The 18,019-nt window shown below is 71.6% G+C and carries 15 protein-coding genes and 1 CRISPR repeat array; of the genes, 7 read left to right on the top strand and 8 right to left on the bottom strand.

Translation table 11 applies throughout. The features are described from left to right. Positions 1 to 680 precede the first annotated feature (680 nt). Positions 681 to 1,258: a CRISPR direct-repeat array (repeat unit 29 nt; unit sequence GGGACCAACCCCGCACGCGCGGGGACCAC). Positions 1,259 to 1,758: 500 nt separating this feature from the next. From ACIQOU_RS08495 to ACIQOU_RS08465, 7 genes are all read right to left on the bottom strand, one after another. Beyond that, entirely contained in the window at positions 1,759 to 1,896 is a 138-nt protein-coding gene (locus ACIQOU_RS08495; RefSeq protein ID WP_401535158.1) for a DUF397 domain-containing protein, read from the bottom strand. Positions 1,897 to 2,439: 543 nt separating this feature from the next. Beyond that, positions 2,440 to 2,637, bottom strand: coding sequence for a hypothetical protein (locus ACIQOU_RS08490; RefSeq protein ID WP_401535156.1), 198 nt, complete (start codon positions 2,635 to 2,637; stop codon positions 2,440 to 2,442). A 1,409-nt stretch (positions 2,638 to 4,046) separates the two neighbouring features. Continuing rightward, the gene (locus ACIQOU_RS08485; protein ID WP_401535154.1) at positions 4,047 to 4,295 is read right to left on the bottom strand and encodes a hypothetical protein; all 249 of its coding nucleotides are present in this window, start codon (positions 4,293 to 4,295) and stop codon (positions 4,047 to 4,049) included. A gap of 303 nt (positions 4,296 to 4,598) precedes the next feature. Then, positions 4,599 to 4,925: a hypothetical protein gene (locus tag ACIQOU_RS08480; protein ID WP_401535152.1), complete on the bottom strand. Its 327-nt coding sequence runs from the start codon at positions 4,923 to 4,925 to the stop codon at positions 4,599 to 4,601. A gap of 484 nt (positions 4,926 to 5,409) precedes the next feature. Beyond that, the gene (locus ACIQOU_RS08475) at positions 5,410 to 6,060 is read right to left on the bottom strand and encodes a hypothetical protein (RefSeq protein WP_401535150.1); all 651 of its coding nucleotides are present in this window, start codon (positions 6,058 to 6,060) and stop codon (positions 5,410 to 5,412) included. Positions 6,061 to 6,428: 368 nt separating this feature from the next. Then, complete coding sequence (locus tag ACIQOU_RS08470) at positions 6,429 to 7,118, bottom strand: GntR family transcriptional regulator (protein WP_401535148.1); 690 nt, start codon at positions 7,116 to 7,118, stop codon at positions 6,429 to 6,431. Positions 7,119 to 7,311: 193 nt separating this feature from the next. Next, complete coding sequence (locus tag ACIQOU_RS08465) at positions 7,312 to 8,667, bottom strand: aspartate aminotransferase family protein (RefSeq protein WP_401535146.1); 1,356 nt, start codon at positions 8,665 to 8,667, stop codon at positions 7,312 to 7,314. Between the two features lie 217 nt (positions 8,668 to 8,884). Here ACIQOU_RS08465 and ACIQOU_RS08460 point away from each other — a divergent pair, with 217 nt between their 5' ends. Both ACIQOU_RS08460 and ACIQOU_RS08455 read left to right on the top strand, forming a co-directional pair. After that, on the top strand, positions 8,885 to 11,035 hold the full coding sequence (locus ACIQOU_RS08460; protein WP_401535144.1) for a protein kinase: 2,151 nt from the start codon (positions 8,885 to 8,887) through the stop codon (positions 11,033 to 11,035). 108 nt (positions 11,036 to 11,143) lie between these two features. Next, the gene (locus ACIQOU_RS08455) at positions 11,144 to 12,544 is read left to right on the top strand and encodes a M20/M25/M40 family metallo-hydrolase (RefSeq protein WP_401535142.1); all 1,401 of its coding nucleotides are present in this window, start codon (positions 11,144 to 11,146) and stop codon (positions 12,542 to 12,544) included. An 18-nt stretch (positions 12,545 to 12,562) separates the two neighbouring features. On the opposite strand, the gene ACIQOU_RS08450 is transcribed toward ACIQOU_RS08455, so the two are convergent. Further along, positions 12,563 to 13,312 (bottom strand): SLATT domain-containing protein, encoded by a 750-nt coding sequence (locus ACIQOU_RS08450; protein WP_401535140.1) that lies wholly within the window; start codon positions 13,310 to 13,312, stop codon positions 12,563 to 12,565. 277 nt (positions 13,313 to 13,589) lie between these two features. Here ACIQOU_RS08450 and ACIQOU_RS08445 point away from each other — a divergent pair, with 277 nt between their 5' ends. From ACIQOU_RS08445 to ACIQOU_RS08425, 5 genes are all read left to right on the top strand, one after another. Then, complete coding sequence (locus tag ACIQOU_RS08445; RefSeq protein ID WP_401535138.1) at positions 13,590 to 13,934, top strand: YbaB/EbfC family nucleoid-associated protein; 345 nt, start codon at positions 13,590 to 13,592, stop codon at positions 13,932 to 13,934. 159 nt (positions 13,935 to 14,093) lie between these two features. After that, the gene (recR, locus tag ACIQOU_RS08440; RefSeq protein ID WP_401535136.1) at positions 14,094 to 14,693 is read left to right on the top strand and encodes a recombination mediator RecR; all 600 of its coding nucleotides are present in this window, start codon (positions 14,094 to 14,096) and stop codon (positions 14,691 to 14,693) included. Continuing rightward, positions 14,686 to 15,345, top strand: coding sequence for a DUF5063 domain-containing protein (locus tag ACIQOU_RS08435; RefSeq protein WP_401535134.1), 660 nt, complete (start codon positions 14,686 to 14,688; stop codon positions 15,343 to 15,345). Before recR ends, ACIQOU_RS08435 begins: the two co-directional genes overlap by 8 nt. 228 nt (positions 15,346 to 15,573) lie before the next feature. Beyond that, positions 15,574 to 16,851, top strand: coding sequence for an aspartate kinase (locus ACIQOU_RS08430; protein WP_401535131.1), 1,278 nt, complete (start codon positions 15,574 to 15,576; stop codon positions 16,849 to 16,851). Then, positions 16,851 to 17,930 carry an aspartate-semialdehyde dehydrogenase gene (locus ACIQOU_RS08425; protein ID WP_401535129.1) on the top strand — a complete coding sequence of 360 codons (1,080 nt, stop codon included), beginning with the start codon at positions 16,851 to 16,853 and terminating at the stop codon, positions 17,928 to 17,930. Before ACIQOU_RS08430 ends, ACIQOU_RS08425 begins: the two co-directional genes overlap by 1 nt. Positions 17,931 to 18,019: the final 89 nt, after the last annotated feature.

The following is an 18,019-nucleotide window of genomic DNA, read 5'->3' as shown; positions in this document are numbered from 1 at the left end:
GGGAGCGGTCGGCCTGTAGGCCTGGGCGTCCCTGTGTGACCTGGCCTGACGCCGCCCGACGCCTGGGGAGCCTTGTGGCGAGGGCGAGTTAGCGGGCACGGGACGCGTCCCGCGACAGGGAGGTGCGGCCCCGGAACTTGCCGAGGTGCTGGCCTTACGTGCCGGTGAAGACCCGCTTCGCGAGGGCGTTGGGCGCGTGGCGCCGGGAGGGTGAGGCGGTGCGTGCGGATGCTTGGAGGGGTTGGGGGAGGTGTGCAACGGGGTCTCCGGCAGTGGCTTCCATGGTGCCGTGGCGTAGGTGCGGGATATCAATGGGCCTACGAACTTCGGGAGTTAGGTGCTGGTCGCTGAACAGGCGAGCTTTGTAGGGTGGTTGAGGGAGCGTCGGTCAGGGGTCAGGTGTCCCAAGGGAGTTGGCGTTTTGGTGCTGCCGAACGAGGTTAGGCGTCGCCCGTTGAGGGCCTGGCGATCTCCAGGTCACGTGATGAGGCTGGTCAATGTGCGGGTCGGTAGGCGTACGGAGACGTTTGGCTCGGGTGGTTGCAGGAGACGTTGGTGAGGGAGCCGGGTCCACTGGGCCGAGTTCCCTTGGGGGAAGGGTTCTGCTTGCTCTTCCGCTGGTGGGTTGCCCTGCGGGCGTGGGGACAACAGTGGCCGGACGGGCCGCATGCGATGCCGATGGGACCAACCCCGCACGCGTGGGGACCACGACACTCCGCCGAGCCGGGCGGCGATCGTCTGGGGACCAACCCCGCACGCGCGGGGACCACCCACCACCAGCGGTGATGGCACCTCACGACGAGGGACCAACCCCGCACGCGCGGGGACCACGAGCAGCTGCACGAGCCGTGCGACGGAGCCGGGGGACCAACCCCGCACGCGCGGGGACCACCACAGGCGGAACCCGTGCTCTCGGGCATGCCTGGGACCAACCCCGCACGCGCGGGGACCACCCCGAGACCGGCAAGCCCAAGGGCGGCGGATCGGGACCAACCCTGCACGCGCGGGGACCACGTCAGACGGTTCTGCGCGGAAAGTATCCACAGGGGACCAACCCCGCACGCGCGGGGACCACCAGCGTGGTGTCGGTGACCGCTTGGAGGGTGCGGGACCAACCCCGCACGCGCGGGGACCACGGGAGAGGAAGAAGGCGTGAAATGCCTGGTCAGGGACCAACCCCGCACGCGCGGGGACCACACCAAGCCTCTTGGGGCTCAGGCTGGCTGGCCGGGACCAACCCCGCACGCGCGGGGACCACAGTCGCTGACCTCGGGTTCTATCCGAGCAGAGGCCTGTTTTTGCTCACTTCCTTAAATCCCGGCATAAAGGGCATCGCCTCCTTTAGGATCTCAACGCACCCACCCCCACCGCCGTCACCCCACGCCCACGCCCCCAACCCGAACCAGCAGCGCCGCAGTCACCCTTCAACCTGAACCACCCAGTACGCCGATCACGCCCATCCTCCCCAACCGCCCGCCGATCAAGGCGCAGCAGGAGAAGCCCCGCAGAACCGGAGCCCCAGCCCCGGAACCCGGGAGCCCCCACCGCGCCCCCGGAGCCCCAGACCCGGAACCCGGAACCCGCGAGCCCCCACCGCGACCCCCGGAGCCCCAGAACCGGAACCCGAGAGCCCCACCGGCACCCCAGACCCGGCAACCCCAGACCCGGCACCCCAGACCCGGCCCCCAGACCTCAACCCGCCCCCAGCAGTAACGCCCCCAAGCCCCTCCCAGAGATAGCGAGTTGGAGACCGTAGGTCTACTTGGAGTCGCGGGCGTCCACCGAGGTGGGACAGGAGGCAACCGCGACGCAGTCGCCGCTGCCACCGTCACTGTAGGCCGACTTGCCCCAAGCCCAGGCGGCCTCGACGCAATCGCCGCCACAGGTCGTTGCCATAGCTCGCTTGGACCCAGACGCAGGCGGCCTCGACGCACTGGCCCGCCACTCTCATTGCTGCAACTCGACGTGAACCACCGCAGGGTGCTGGTCGCATCCGCTCTTCCCCCGCCAACTTCCGGATGACACCCAGCGGCTCGTCCGAGTTGGCAGCCCACGTCCGGATCTCCCCATACCGGTGCATGAGGTGAGCCACCTTTGCCGGAGTGCACGGACCAGCATGCTCCCGCCCCGCGATTTCCAGGCAGACCACGCGGTAGTGCTCCTTGGCCACGACGAGCACCATGCCGCCCCGGACCTCGGTGGCCACGCCCCCAAACCACCTTCCACCGGCCCGACTTGGAAGCTGACGTTGCCCCGCTCGACGTCCCGGGCGGCAGAGCACAGTTGCCCATGGACAACCACCCAGGAGCCGAACGCCCTTCCCAGCAAGCCCCCTTCGAGGACCGGCCCGCTCATCGGAACCGGCGTCCCGTTCGAAGAGTGCCCGGTGCCCGAGCCGAACCCCGACCAGTTCGTCACGCCTCTGCGTGCGGACCGGAGTCAGCTCCCGTTGATCAACGCCCCCGCGTACTCCCAGCTCTGGAGCAGGCCGTCCGCCACCAGCCTCTCCTGCGAGGAAGTCGTGACCGCCCCGGCCTCCACCTCGGAGAGGCCCCGGAACCGTGCCCGGTACTTATCCAGCAGGACGTACCTCTTCGCCGCCGCGAAGCCCCCGAGCCCGAGCGAGCCCGCACCCAATCGCCGCCTCCAGCCTGCCCAGCCCGCCCAACCTCTCCTCACCCACAATCCGTACGCACGTCTCCACCCCCCCCTGATCGCCAACCCCGCGTAACCCAACCCGTCAGCCTGCCCACCCGAACCCGCACCCGGCCCTGTTACTCGCGCAACCCTCACGCCGGCGCGGCCACCAGACGGACCGTTTCGCTTGCCACCACCTCGTTCTCAGCCCAGAGCGCCGCGCCCACCCCGTGACTCAACCGAATCCTGACTCACCCGAACGCACCCGAACGCACCCGGCCCCAGCCCCCCCCGCATCGGTGCCCAACCGAAGCCGAGAGCCGACGCAGAGTTACGGAAAAGCCATCCGGAGCTGCCGAACTGCCCCTATAACCACGAAGCCACAAGGTGAACCTCGACCAGATTCCGGTATCCGGCGCCCAACTGCCCAAGCCAGGCGCTCTGTTCGACGCAGTTCGGCTCGATGGTGACTCGGGGCGCCAGTTGGCCGACCGCCTCGCGAGGCTCACCGGCGAGGAACCGACCCGGTCTTCGAGTTCCCCGACAGGAGCCGCTACGCCGACTTCCTGGTCGTCGCCACCACAACCGCACCGCACATCCGGCCCACCCGGTGACACGGCAGACGTCGGGCCCCGACCGTCAGCCGTTCCTCGTCGCTCCCGCGCTGAACGACAACACCTGTCCGCTGTACCGGCGTTACCCGCCAACCGCCCGGACACCTTGGCCCACGCGATGCTGTCGTGCGCGACGTTGGAGGCGCCGATGCCCCGACAGGGCGTCCCGCATGCGACCGGTCACCGGCGCCACCGGGGGCGTCTGTTGCGGCCCGCCGACCCCTTTCTCGCCGACCACCCCGGCCCTCCGTCTACGCGATGCCGCTGCGCGCGACGCTGGAGGCGGCGATGTCCTGAGAGGGCGCCCTGCATGTAGTCGGTCACCGGCGCCACCGGGGGGCGTCTGCTGCGGCCCGCCGGCCCCCTCCTCTCGCCGACCACCCCGACGCCCTCCTCCCGACCACCCCGCCCCCCTCCGCCCACGCAATACCGCTGCGCACAGCGCTGGTGACGCCGATGCCCCGAGAGAGCGCCCTGCACGAAACCGATCACCGGCGCCATAACCGGCGTCACCCGGGTCGCCTAGCCCAACTCCCCGCCCCCATTTCCCCGCCAACCGGCCAGGACAGCTCCGTCCACACCAAGCTGCTACGCGCCCGACCAGCACCACCCGACCACCGGGCTGACCCGGGTCACCGGGGGGCTCACCGGACCATCGGGCTGACCGGGACCACCCGGACCACCGGGCTCACCGGAACCACGGGGCTGACCCGGACCACCCGGATCACTGGGCTCACCGGAGGGGGCACCGGGTCCACCGGGGAGGGCTCACCGGGACCATCGTGCTCACCGGGCTCACCGGGGAGGGGCCACCGGGATCACCCGAACCACCGGGCTCACCGGGGAGGGGCCACCGGGATCACCCGACCCCTCCGCCCCCTCCAGTACTCCCGTCCCGCCCCCACCCGGGATCAGAATCACGAGGGTCCTGCGGGCGTCCCGGCGCCGGGTCTGGCCGCGTGCGAAGGTCGCCGTGAGGGCGAGGAGTGAGACCGTGCCTGCGTAGAACACGGAGATGATCGTGGAGACAAGCCCGACCGTCATCGGGCACGCACCCTTCTTCCCCCGTCCGGCCCGCCCGGTGCGTTACGCGCAACTCAGGGCAGGCGAAGATGCGTTACCTCTCCACCATACGGTTCTCGTCAACTCCCCCTGGCTGGACTCCCGTTCCCAGTCCCGCCCGGCGGGCATGAGAGCGGTCACCTCCTCAACCAGGCTCCAGAGAAGGCCCATTGAGTCATCGCCCGCACCCCTTCCCGCCCCGCCCGGCGCACATGCCAACGGGCGGCTCCCCAACCAGCCCTCGGGAAAGGGCCCTTGAGTCGCCGCCCGTTACGGTCGGAATCGTCAGGAGAAGATCACCGAGCGGAAGTGCAGCCGCGGGCCAAGCTTCTTACCCGGCTCCAGCGAGCGGAACGTCTCGCCGTCGCAGTGGCTGTCGAGGAAGAGCGTGACGGTGGAGCGGGTTTCGTTCTCCGGCGAGTGGGCCGGGTCGGAGCGCGTCGCCCCCGGGATCTCAAGGCAGTGGCGGCTCGCCGGGTGGTCGAGCACCCGGTGTTCGCCGCTCGCGGTCCTGTACTCGAACTTGCCGCTGGCCGCGCTCGCGGGGGTCGCCGTGGGGAGCACGAGCAGCAGGGTGCCGGCCACTGCGGTGACGGCGTGACGGAGACGCATGAAGAGCCCTCTCTCGAATGGGGACGAAGCACCCCCAAACTAGCTAGGGCAAATCGGGAGAAATGATTCTTCTCGACGCATGACACACAAGCGTGTCGCCCACCACGCCCCCGTGCCTCACGCCCCGTGCCCGCCCCCGGCACGAGGTCTCCGCCCCCGGCACGAGGTCTCCGCCCCCGCCCCGCGCGCCCGCGCCTGCCCCCCGTTCCACAGTCGCCGTGGCGATACCCGTCACGCCCCTGTACCCGGGCCGCGCCCCGTGCCCGCCACCGGCACGAGGTCCCCGCCCCGCGCGCCCGCGCTAGACCCTCGTTCCACAGTCGCCGTGGCGATACCCCCCCGCCCCTGTGCCCGGGCCCCGCCCCCGTACCCGCCCCCGGCATGGGACTCCCGCCCCGCCCCCGGCACGAGGTTCCCGCCCCCGCCCCCGGCACGAGACTCCCGCCCCCGCCCCCACTCCCCCTCCTGCTCTGGACGCCCCCCGCTAGCTGAAGACGATCATTGAGCCCTGGGCCAGGCTCCTCGTGGCCGCCGCGTGGAGGCCCAGCCAGACGTGGCGTTCTCGGGCGAAGGGGCTCGGGTCGTACGGTGGCGGAACTGCCGGTTCCTCCAGGCCCGTTGGGGAGGTGGGGGCCTGCGGGGGCGCCGGGGGGTTGGCCGGGTCGATGCCGATCGACGGGGCCACGTACTCCAGTTCCCGCAGGAGTGTCTGCGAGGAGCCCAACGGGCCGCCCCCGGCGAGGAGTTCGTCGTTGGCCAGCGGGTGCGGGAAGTCGACCGGGACGTATGCACCGGCGTGGTCGTAGTGCCAGACCAAGTGCGACTGTTGGGCCGTCGCCTCGAACATCTCCAGGAGCTGTTCGTAGTCGCCGCCGAGGTCGTCCACCGGCGTCACCGGCAGCCCGCACACCTGCAACAGGTAGGTCCGGCGCAGGAAATGCAGCGCGTCGTAGTCGAAACCGGCGACCGGCGCCACATCACCGGACAGGCCCGGCATGTACTGGTACACCGGAACCGGTGGCAGCCCGGCCTCGGCCAACGCCTTGTTGTATTGCGCGAGTTCCTCGGCGAACGGGTTGTCCGGGGTGTGGCACAACACGTCGACGAGCGGGACCAGCCACAGGTCACAGGCCAAAGGTCAACTCCTAGCGTGGGTCGAACGCCGGCCGCCCGGGTGAGGCGGTCAGGGAAGGTTAGTCCGTGAACGGGCACGGGCAGACCCCCCGTACCCGTTCTTCCCTTCCCCGTGACCGAAACGCCTTCTCCGCCCAGGGAAGCCACCGCAGGTAGTACGGGCACCTCCACGGGTTGGGGTTGTACCCGCACCTCCCCCCACCCCGCGTCAGCGGCCCCACCGGGGCCAGGCCCCGCCTCCGCCCTCCGCCCCCGCCCCGCGTCAGCGGCCCCACCGGGCCCAGGCCCCGCCACCGCCTCCGCCCCCACCCCGCGTCAGCGGGCCCCCGGGCCGGGCAGGGCCACCCCCTCCCGCCCCCAGTCCCCGCCTCAGCGGTCGGTGCGGCCCTCGATGAGGGTCAGGGAGTGGACGTTGTACTTCTCGACGAGCGCCCGGGCCGCCGGGGTGTCGTGCACGGCCAGCGCGTCGACCAGTTCGGTGTGGCCGGACCACAGCAGGCCGCGCAGGTCGCTGAGGTGGCGCAGGAGCTGCACCGCGCACACCCAGGACTGCACCCGCAGCCGGTTGAGGAAGTCAGCCAGATACCGGTTGCCGAACAGATGGCTCAACTCCCGCCAGAAGCGCAGGTCGTAGCCGATCAGCACGGTGAGATCCCCGGCGGCCGCCGCCCGTTGGGCCTCCTCGCCGCGTCGTCGCACCCCGGCGAGCACCGTCTTCCCGCACGCCCCCTCCGGCACCAGCGAACGCCCGGTCGCCTCCAGCAACTCGAACATCCCGTTGGTCACCAGACAGCGCGCCTCCACGATCCCCCGGTAGTCGGTGACCGAGTACTGGTGCACATGGAAACCGCGGTGGTGATCGGCGTCGAGCAGCCCCTGCGCGGCGAGGTCGACCAGCGCCTCGCGCACCGGCGTCGCGGAGACCCCGTACTGCTCGGCGATCTCCTTCACCGTGAACTCCTGGCCCGGTTGCAGCCGTCCCCCCAGCACTTCGTCACGGAGCGCGTCCGCGATCTGCTGTCGCAGGGTACTGCGGGTCACAGCGCCTCTGCCGGGCATCGTAGGGGCCCCCTCGTCGCGTAGGTTGGCGTGCTCGTACATGTCGGGTCGAGTCTGTGCGGCTCCCGAGCCGGTCAACGTCCTCGTACACATGTCTACGAACAGGTCACCTTACGCGTTCGAATTTTCACCGAAGTGGCTGAGGCTGTGGACGGCCGGTGTCGCCCCTGAGCGGCCGCCCACGCCTCCGACGTCACCCGGTGTGTTCGTCCGCGACGGTGAGTGCCGCGTCGAGGGCCGCGAGGCCTTCCTTCAGTTCGGCCTCCGTGACGTTGCACGGCGGCACCACATGGGTGCGGTTCATGTTCACGAACGGCCACAGCCCGTGCTTCTTCGCCTCGGCCGCGAACGCCGCCATCGGCGCGTTCGCCGCGCCGGCCGCGTTGTACGGCACCAGCGGCTCGCGCGTCTCCTGGTTCTTCACCAGTTCCAGCGCCCAGAACATGCCCGTCCCGCGCACCTCGCCGACGCTCGGGTGCCGCTCGGCCAACGTCCGCAGCGCGGGCCCGACGACCTCGGCACCGAGCCGCTTCGCGTTCTCGACGACGCCCTCCTCCGCCATGACGTTCAACGTCGCGACGGCGGCCGCGCAGGCCAGCGGGTGCCCCGAGTACGTCAGCCCGCCCGGGTAGGGCCGCTTCCCGAACGTCTCCGCGATCTTCCCCGAGATCGCGACACCCCCGAGCGGCACGTACCCCGAGTTCACGCCCTTCGCGAACGTCATGAGGTCCGGAACGACGTCGAAGAGATCCGCCGCGAACCACTCACCGGTCCGCCCGAACCCCGCCATCACCTCGTCCAGGATGAAGACGATCCCGTGCCGGTCGCAGATCTCGCGCACGCCCGCCAGATAGCCCGGCGGCGGCACCATGATCCCGGCCGTCCCCGGCACCGTCTCCAGGATGATCGCGGCGATCGTCGCGGGGCCCTCGAAGGCGATCGTCGTCTCCAGGTGCTCCAGCGCCCGCGCGCACTCCTGCTCCTGAGTCTCCGCGTAGAACCGCGAGCGGTACAGGAACGGCGCCCAGAAGTGCACGACCCCGGCCGCCGCCCCGTCGGAGGCCCAGCGGCGCGGGTCACCGGTCAGGTTGATCGCCTGCTGGGTGCCGCCGTGGTACGAGCGGTACGCGGCCAGCACCTTGGGCCGCCCGGTATGCAGCCGCGCCATCCGCGTCGCGTGCTCGACGGCGTCGGCGCCCGCGTTGGTGAAGAAGATCTTGTCCAGGTCACCGGGCGTCCGCTCGGCGATCAGCCGCGCCGCCTCCGAACGGGCCTCGACCGCGAACGCCGGCGCGAACGTCGTCATCCGCCCCGCCTGCTCCTGGATCGCGGCGACGACCTTGGGGTGCTGGTAGCCGATGTTGGTGAAGACGAGGCCACTGGTGAAGTCCAGGTACCGCTTGCCGTCGTAGTCCCAGAAGTAGGACCCCTCGGCGCCGGCGACGGCGAGCGGGTCGATGAGCTCCTGCGCGGACCAGGAGTGGAACACATGCGCGCGGTCCGCGGCCTTCACAGCGGCGCCGACCTCGGGAAGTGGCTGAGGAGTCATGTACCGAGAGTAGATGTCCGCATGCCGGAAACGGTATCGGCGTCCTGTCTGCACCTGGCACGCGAACGCGACAGGTTGTCTGGCATGAGTCGCCGCACCACCCCGCACCACCCTCGCCACCCGCCGTTACCCAACCGTAGACACGGGCCGGGCCGCCGCCCCGCGGGCCGCACTATCGTGGATCTGTTGTACGGGGCTGTGCGGGGGAGGGTGTGCGATGGACCAGCTGGGGGCCGGGGACGCATCCCGGATCGGCGGGTACCGGCTGCTGGCGCGGCTCGGTGCCGGTGGCATGGGGCGGGTCTACCTGGCCCGCAACGACCGCGGCCGCACGGTCGCCGTGAAACTGGTGCGGCCCGAACTCGCCGCCCAGGAGGAGTTCCGCGCCCGCTTCCGGCAGGAGGTGCGGGCCGCCCGGCAGGTCGGCGGCGACTGGACGGCGCCCGTCCTGGACGCCGACACGGAGGCGCCGGTGCCGTGGGTGGCCACCGGGTACGTCCCGGGACCGAGCCTCCAGCAGGTCGTCGGCCACGACCACGGGCCCCTCCCGGAGCACTCGGTGCGCGTCCTCGCCGCCGGGCTCGCCCGCGCCCTCCAGGACATCCACGCGGCCGGGATCGTCCACCGCGACCTCAAGCCGTCCAACGTCCTGGTCACCCTCGACGGCCCCCGCGTCATCGACTTCGGCCTCGCCCGCGCCCTGGAGACGGTGGCCGACAGCGGCCTCACCCGCACCGGCGCCCTCGTCGGCTCGCCCGGCTTCATGGCGCCGGAACAGGTGCGCGGCGACCGGATCACCCCCGCGTGCGACATCTTCTGCCTCGGCTCGGTGCTGGTCTACGCGGCGACCGGGCGGCTGCCGTTCGGCACGGTCAGCAGCGGCGTGCACGCCGTGATGTTCCGCATCGCCCAGGAGGAACCCGACCTCACCGGCGTCCCCGACGGCCTCGCCGACCTCATCCACGCCTGCCTCGACAAGGACCCGGCCACCCGGCCACCCCTCGACACCGTCCTCGACCTCGCAGGCGCCGACGACACCCAGCCCCTCCACGCCCCCTGGCTCCCCACCCCCCTCATCGCCCAACTGGGCCGCCACGCCATCGACTTACTCGCAACAGAAACCCCACCAACGCAGGAGCAGCAACAGGAGCAGGAGCAGGAGCAGCAGCAGGGGCAGAAGGGGCAGCAGGAGCAGGAGCGCCGACAGGAGCCGGGGGAGCCTGGCACCCCGGGGGAGGGCGCCACCCCGGGCGAGGCCGACATCCCGGAGGGGGCCGAGGCCTCAGCGGGGGCCCGGGCCTCAGAGGGCCGCGAGTTCTCAGCGGGCGGGGAGGCCGCAGCGGAGGGAGAGGGCAGCGGGGCACGTGGGCCGGGGGAGACACCGGCGACGAACGAGGTGCCGCCCGAGCACGGCCCCGCCGACGCCCACCCCGCCTACGGGTCCCCCCAGCAGCACCCCCAACAATCGCAACACCCTCTAACTTCCGCGAACGGCTCCAACCACCCCGCGGAGTACTCAAAACCGCGAGACCCTCTAACCCCCGCAACACCCACAAACGGCCACGGCGATACCCCGGAACAGCCGCGAGACCCTCTCACTCCCGCAACACCCGCAAACGGCCACGGCTACACCCCGCAACAACCGCAACACCCTCTAACCCCCGCCCCCGCCCCGGCCCCCGCCCCCGTGAACGGCTTCAGTTACCCCCCAGAACAACCGCAAGACCCTCTCACCCCCGCGAACACCTTTGGCTACGGTTACGGCTACCCGCACGGCTTCGGCCCGCCCGGCACCGCCCCGCCCTACGACTCCCCGTACACCGGCCCCACCCCCCTCGGCGCCCCGCCCGACCCCCCGAGGCGCGACGGGCGTTCCACCGCCGCGCTGCTCGCCGTCGCCCTCGTCGTCGTGGTCGGCGCCGGTGGCTCGGTGTACGCCCTGCTCAACGGCGGTGGCGGGACAGCCGGCGGCAGGCCCACCGCGTCCACCTCCACCCACGCCCCCGCAGGGTCCGGCGGTGCCGTGCCCTCCGGGTACCTCGGGACCTGGCGGACGACGCTCACCAACGCGTTCGGCAAGAGCACCCGGACGCTCACGTTGAAGCAGGGGAAGGTGGGCGACGCCGTTCTCTCGCTCGTCGCGGAGGGGCCCGGGAACGGGGGTGCGTACCGGTGCGTGTTCAAGGCGGTGCTCACCCAACGGCCGCAGGCGCGGCGCCCGTTGACCATCGGCCCGTCCACCGTGACGTCGGGGACGAAGGGCGCCTGCTCGCCGGGTGACCCCACCTATCTCCAGCTGCTGCCGGACGGCGCCCTGGAGCGAGTGAACCCCGCCACCGGCGAGTCGCTCACCTACACCCGGCGCTGACGTCAACTCGCCGGTGCCGTACAGCCGTTGGGGTCAGGCGCCCTTGCCGGGCGGGCGCGGGTCGATGACCATGGCGGGGTCGGCGTGTCGGCGGCCCCGGGAGGACACATGCGGCCCAGCAGGAGAACGGTCCTTTCCGCGACGGCGGCCGGCGCGGCCCTCGGCGCCACCGCGACCGGCACGGCCCACGCGGCGCCCGCGTCCGGTGACCGGCCCCCGGCCACCGCGCAGCGTCCGTCGCGTGAACTCCGTTCCCTGCTACGGGAGATCGACCCCGCGCGGATCGAGGCGACGGTCCGCACCCTCGTCTCCTTCGGGACCCGGCACACCCTCTCCGCGCAGGACGACCCGGCGCGGGGCATCGGCGCCGCCCGCGACTGGCTCCTGGCCGAACTGCGGTCGTACGCGCAGGCGTCCGGCGGGCGGATGACGGCCGCGTCGCAGTCCTACGTCCAGGAGCCCGCGAGCCGGGTCCCGACGGCCACCCGGATCACCAACGTCGTTGCCACGCTGCGGGGTTCGGTCACGCCGGAGCGGGTCTACGTCGTCTCCGGGCACTACGACTCCCGCGCCTCGGACGTCATGGACGCCACCTCCGACGCGCCCGGCGCCGACGACGACGCCTCCGGGGTCGCCGTCGTCCTGGAACTCGCCCGGGTCATGGCCCGGCGCCGCCCGGCGGCGACGATCGTGTTCGCGGCGGTCGCGGGGGAGGAACAGGGACTGTACGGATCGGCTTATCTGGCCCAGCAGTTGAAGGATGCCGGGGCCGATGTGCAGGGGATGTTCACCAACGACATCGTCGGCAGCTCCACCGCCGACGACGGCACGAAGGACCCGTTCACGATCCGGCTCTTCGCGGAGGGCGTGCCGACCTCGGAGACCCCCGAACAGGCCGCCGTACGCCGGTCGGTGGGCGGCGAGAACGACTCCGTCACCCGCCAACTGGCCCGCTTCGTCAGGGACGTCGCCGACAACGACGCCACCGGCATGCACGTCCGGGTCGTTCACCGGCGCGACCGGTATCTGCGCGGCGGCGACCACATCCCGTTCCTCGAACGCGCCTACCCGGCCGCCCGGTTCACCGAGCCCGCCGAGGACTTCGCCCACCAGCACCAGGACGTGCGCGTCGACGCGGAGGGCAAGCAGTACGGGGACCTGCCGGAGTTCTGCGACTTCGGCTTCGTCACCCGGGTCGCCCGGGTCAACGCGGCCGCCCTGTGGACCCTCGCCCAGGCCCCCGGCACCCCGCGCGCCGCCACCATCGTCACCTCCGGCCTCACCAACGCCACCCGCCTCACTTGGACCCGGGGCACCGAACCCGACCTCGCGGGCTACGAGGTCGTCTGGCGCGAGACCACCGCCCCGGAGTGGACGCATGTCGTCGACGCCGGAGATGTCACGGCGTACGAGGCCGACCTGTCGAAGGACAACGTCTTCTTCGGGGTGCGGGCGGTCAACCGGGCCGGCCTGCGCAGCCCCGTCGCCTTCCCCGCACCGCAGGCCTGACGGCCGGGCCGGGAGGGGTCAGCGGGGTTCGGGCGGGCGTTGGCGGGGCATGTTCGGGCGGGCCGGCGGGGGCATCGGGAAGCGGTGGTGGGCGCCGTTGACCTCCTGGCCCCGGGGTCCCGGGGCCAGCGCCAGCTGGATGCCCATGGGCGCCGGGCCGGTGCGGAACTCCACCATCCAGTCGGCGGTCTCCGTGCGCACCAGCTCCGTCACGTCGTCGGAGAAACGGCGCAGCACCGCGAGGCACCGTTCGGCCGCCTCGCTCGCCGTGCCGTCGGTCGGCCCCAGCACCTCCCGCACGCTCTCCGAGGCCCAGTCGAACTGGAGCACCTGCAACCGGCGCTGCACCGCCTGCGCCGTCGCCACGTCCCGCATCCAGCCCGACGTCACCCCGAAGCACCGGTCCACGGCCACGCACGTCACCGACGCGAGCAGCGCCAGATAGCCCCAGGGGGCGGCGCCGTCGAGCAGCCCGGTCAGGTCGAGGAGCGGCAGCGCGGCCCCCGCCGCCGCACCCGCCGCCGCCCCGGCCCGCAGCGCCCGCGCACCGCGCCGTTTCCACACCCGGTCCGCCAGGTACCAGGACGCCGTCTCCAGCGCGCCGTGCTCCACCCACCGGTACAGCTCGTGCAGCCGGTCGGCCGGCTCGCCCCAGTCACCGAGCGGGAACGCCCGCCCGGCCAGATCGCCCGGTCGCGGTCCGGCCGCGCCCTCGTCCCGTCCGCCCTGGTGTGGCGGTCCCTCGGGCTGCATCTCCGGCTGGCCCACCCGGCACTCCCTACTGAACTGATCGACCTGATCGACCGCCCCTGATCGGTCACCGTCGGTGACACATAATCTCGCTGTGCCGGAACCTTCCTACCGCCGGGAGAGTGGCGCACGGGTCACTTTGGCGGCCTTTCCGCCCGGAAGAGGGCCTTGATCAGGTATAGGCGCGAGCCCCGGCTCACTCGAAAGAGTGCCGGGGCGATGCCCGCGCGGAGCACGTAGGCTCGTGGCGAGCGGCGAAGACGTACCGACTCGTACCGACCAAGGAGCCGAGATCGTGATCCCCGGTGGTGGCCAGCCCAACATGCAGCAGCTGTTGCAGCAGGCTCAGAAGATGCAGCAGGACCTGGCGCGCGCGCAGGACGAACTGGCGCAGACCGAGGTCGACGGACAGGCCGGCGGCGGCCTGGTCACGGCGACCGTCAACGGCTCCGGTGAGCTGCGCGCCCTGAAGATCGACCCGAAGGCGGTCGACCCGGACGACACCGAGACCCTCGCCGACCTGGTCGTCGCGGCGGTCCAGGCGGCCAACGACAACGCCCACGCCCTCCAGCAGGAGAAGCTCGGCCCGCTCGCGCAGGGGCTCGGCGGCGGCAGCGGAATCCCCGGCCTGCCCTTCTGAGGGCGGGGCCTGCCCCGGGTGGCAGCGCGGGAGAGCGAGCGTGAGGGGCCGTCTTTCTGAGAAAGGCGGCCTTTCTTCTCAGCCCGCTCTGCTTTCTAGTCGGGCCGCGGGCAACTACCGTACGTACCGTAAGGAACCCCCAGGAAGGGCGGCAGTCCGTTGTACGAAGGCGTGGTCCAGGACCTCATCGACGAACTGGGGCGGCTGCCCGGCGTCGGTCCCAAGAGCGCGCAGCGGATCGCCTTCCACATCCTCCAGGCCGAGCCCACCGACGTCCGGCGGCTCGCGCACGCCCTGACCGAGGTCAAGGCGAAGGTCCGGTTCTGCGCGACCTGCGGCAACGTCGCGCAGGAGGAGCACTGCGCCATCTGCCGCGACCCGCGCCGCGACCGTACGGTGATCTGTGTGGTCGAGGAGCCGAAGGACGTCGTCGCGATCGAGCGGACGCGTGAGTTCCGGGGCCGGTACCACGTGCTCGGCGGCGCGATCAGCCCCATCGACGGCGTCGGCCCCGACGACCTGCGGATACGAGAACTTCTCGCGCGGTTGGCCGACGGTTCGGTCACGGAGCTGATCCTGGCCACGGACCCGAATCTGGAGGGCGAGGCGACAGCGACGTACCTCGCCCGCATGATCAAGCCCATGGGCCTCAGGGTCACCCGCCTGGCCAGCGGCCTCCCGGTGGGTGGCGACCTGGAATACGCGGACGAGGTGACCCTCGGCCGCGCCTTCGAGGGGAGACGACTCCTAGATGTCTGACGCCACGCTGCACGCCACGACGCGGGACCCGGACGACTTCGCGGTCCAGATCGCCGACCAGGTCGAGAGTTTCCTGGTGGCGGTGACGGAGGTCGCCAAGGGCGACGAGCCCGGTTCCGCGGTGCCCTTCCTCCTCCTGGAGGTCTCCCAGCTGCTGCTGGCCGGAGGCCGCCTCGGCGCCCACGAGGACATCCTCCCCGACGAGCGCTACGAACCCGATCTGGGCCCCGAGCAGGACGTCGACGAGCTGCGCGAGAACCTCGCGCGGCTGCTGGAGCCCATCGACGTCTACAGCGAGGTCTTCGACCCCTACGAGCCGCGCCGGGCGCCCGTGCCGGCCCGGATCTCCGACGACCTCGCCGACGTCATCGCCGACCTGCGGCACGGCATGGCCCACTACCGCGCGGGCCGGGTCACCGAGGCGCTGTGGTGGTGGCAGTTCTCCTACTTCTCCAACTGGGGCTCCACCGCGTCCGCGAGCCTGCGCGCCCTGCACTCGATCCTGGCCCACATCCGGCTCGACCAGCCGCTCGCGGAGCTGGACGGCCTGGACACCGACCAGAGCATCACCGACGAGACCCTGGAGGACGAGGCCGGCCAGGTCATGGCCCAGGAGATCGCGGGACCGCTCGGGCTGCGCCCGGTGAAGTAGCGGTCAGCAGGGGCCGGCCACCCGGGGCCGGTCAGCAGGGCCGGTCGGCGGAGTCCGTGGCGGTCGGGGGCGGCCGGAGTGAGGTGGCCCACTTTTCGGAGTGGTGGCGTTCGTGTCGGGCAGGTTTCACGGCGAGCGGGCCGGGTCTCACCATGTGGCAGCACAGAGGGTGATTCCGGGCGCTCGGTAAACTGAGCCGACATAAACGGGACTGAGCGAGGAGCGCACGTGGGCCTTGTCGTGCAGAAGTACGGAGGCTCCTCCGTAGCCGATGCCGAGGGCATCAAGCGGGTCGCCAAGCGGATCGTGGAAGCGAAGAAGAACGGCAACCAGGTGGTTGTCATCGTTTCCGCGATGGGCGACACGACGGACGAGCTGATCGATCTCGCCGAGCAGGTGTCACCGATGCCTGCCGGGCGTGAGTTCGACATGCTGCTGACCGCCGGGGAGCGGATCTCCATGGCCCTGCTGGCGATGGCGATCAAGAACCTGGGCCACGAGGCCCAGTCGTTCACCGGCAGCCAGGCGGGCGTGATCACCGACTCGGTCCACAACAAAGCCCGCATCATCGACGTCACGCCGGGGCGCATCCGCACCGCGCTCGACGAGGGCAACATCGCGATCGTCGCCGGGTTCCAGGGCGTCAGCCAGGACAAGAAGGACATCACCACCCTCGGCCGCGGCGGCAGCGACACCACCGCCGTCGCCCTGGCCGCCGCCCTCGACGCCGAGGTCTGCGAGATCTACACCGACGTCGACGGCGTGTTCACCGCCGACCCGCGCGTGGTGAAGAAGGCGCGGAAGATCGACTGGATCTCCTTCGAGGACATGCTGGAGCTGGCCAGTTCCGGCTCCAAGGTGCTGCTCCACCGGTGTGTGGAGTACGCCCGCCGCTACAACATCCCGATCCACGTCCGCTCCTCGTTCAGCGGGTTGCAGGGCACGTGGGTCAGCAGCCAGTCCGACCAGCAAGGGGACCAGAAGGTGGAGCAGGCCATCATCTCCGGTGTCGCGCACGACACCTCCGAGGCCAAGATCACGGTCGTCGGCGTGCCCGACAAGCCGGGCGAGGCCGCCGCGATCTTCCGGACCATCGCCAACGCCGAGATCAACCTCGACATGGTCGTCCAGAACGTCTCGGCCGCGTCCACCGGGCTGACCGACATCTCGTTCACGCTGCCCAAGACCGAGGGCCGCAAGGCCATCGACGCCCTGGAGCGCAACCGCTCGGGCATCGGCTTCACCTCGCTGCGCTACGACGACCAGATCGGCAAGATCTCCCTGGTCGGCGCGGGCATGAAGACCAACCCGGGCGTCACCGCGACCTTCTTCGAGGCGCTCAGCAAGGCCGGCGTGAACATCGAGCTGATCTCGACCTCCGAGATCCGCATCTCGGTCGTCACCCGCGCCGACGACGTCACCGAGGCCGTCCGCGCCGTCCACACCGCCTTCGGGCTCGACTCCGACTCCGACGAGGCCGTCGTCTACGGAGGCACCGGACGCTGATGCCGGGAACGCCAGGGAGGTCGGCGCCGACCACCCGGCCGACGCTCGCGGTCGTGGGCTCGACCGGGGCCGTGGGCACGGTCCTGCTCGGGATTCTGTCCCAGCACGCCGACATCTGGGGCGAGATCAGGCTCCTCGCCGCACCGCGCTCGGCCGGCCGCAAGCTGGCCCTGCGCGGTGAGCAGGTCGAGGTGCTGCCCCTGACGGAGGCCGCGTTCGACGGCGTCGACGTCGCCCTCTTCGCCGTTCCCGACGAGATCGCCGCCGTGTGGGCGCCGGTCGCCGCCGCGCTCGGCGCGGTCGTGATCGACAGCTCCGGCGCCTTCCGGGCGGACCCGGACGTTCCGCTGGTCGTCCCCGAGGTCAATCCGCACGCGGTGCGGCGCCGCCCGCGCGGCATCATCGCGAGCCCGCACTGCACGACCCTGTCGATGATCGTCGCGCTGGGCGCGCTGCACGCCGAGTTCGGGGTGCGGGAGCTGGTCGTCTCCTCCTACCAGGCGGTGAGCGGGGCGGGCCGGGACGGCGTCGACACCCTGCGCCGGCAACTGTCCCTGGTCGCCGGCACCGACCTCGGCACCTGCCCGGGTGACGTGCGGCGGGCCGTCGGCGCGGACACCGGGCCCTTTCCGGAACCGGTCGCCCTCAACGTCGTTCCGTGGGCCGGGTCGTTGCGGGCGGACGGGTGGTCGTCGGAGGAGATGGCGCTGCGGGACGAGACCCGCAAGATCCTCGGCCGGCCGCAGCTGCCCGTCGCCGTCACCTGCGTGCGGGTCCCGGTCGTCACCACGCACTCCCTGACCGTGCACGCCCGCTTCGAGGGCGAGGTCACCGTCGTCGCGGCCCGCGAGATCCTCGCCACCGCCCCCGGCGTCGTGCTCTTCGACAACCCGGCCGCCGGGGAGTTCCCCACCCCCGCCGACGTGGTCGGCACCGACCCCACCTGGGTCGGCCGGGTCCGCCGCGCCCTCGACGACCCCACCGCGCTCGACCTGTTCGTCTGCGGCGACAACCTCCGCAAGGGCGCCGCCCTCAACACCGCCCAGATCGCGGAGCTGGTGGCGGCCGAGTCCGCCTGAGCGGCCGACCGGCACCCGGCGGCGACCGGAGCGGACCCGGCGGAGAAGCATCGAGGCCCGCCGATATTGCCCTGGTCGTACATGCGATC

It is taken from the genome of Streptomyces sp. NPDC091279 (assembly GCF_044757465.1).
In the GTDB taxonomy this organism is placed as follows: Bacteria; Actinomycetota; Actinomycetes; order Streptomycetales; family Streptomycetaceae; genus Streptomyces.
Note: the sequence above shows the minus strand (reverse complement) of the source record. Positions and strands in the feature narration are given on the sequence as shown.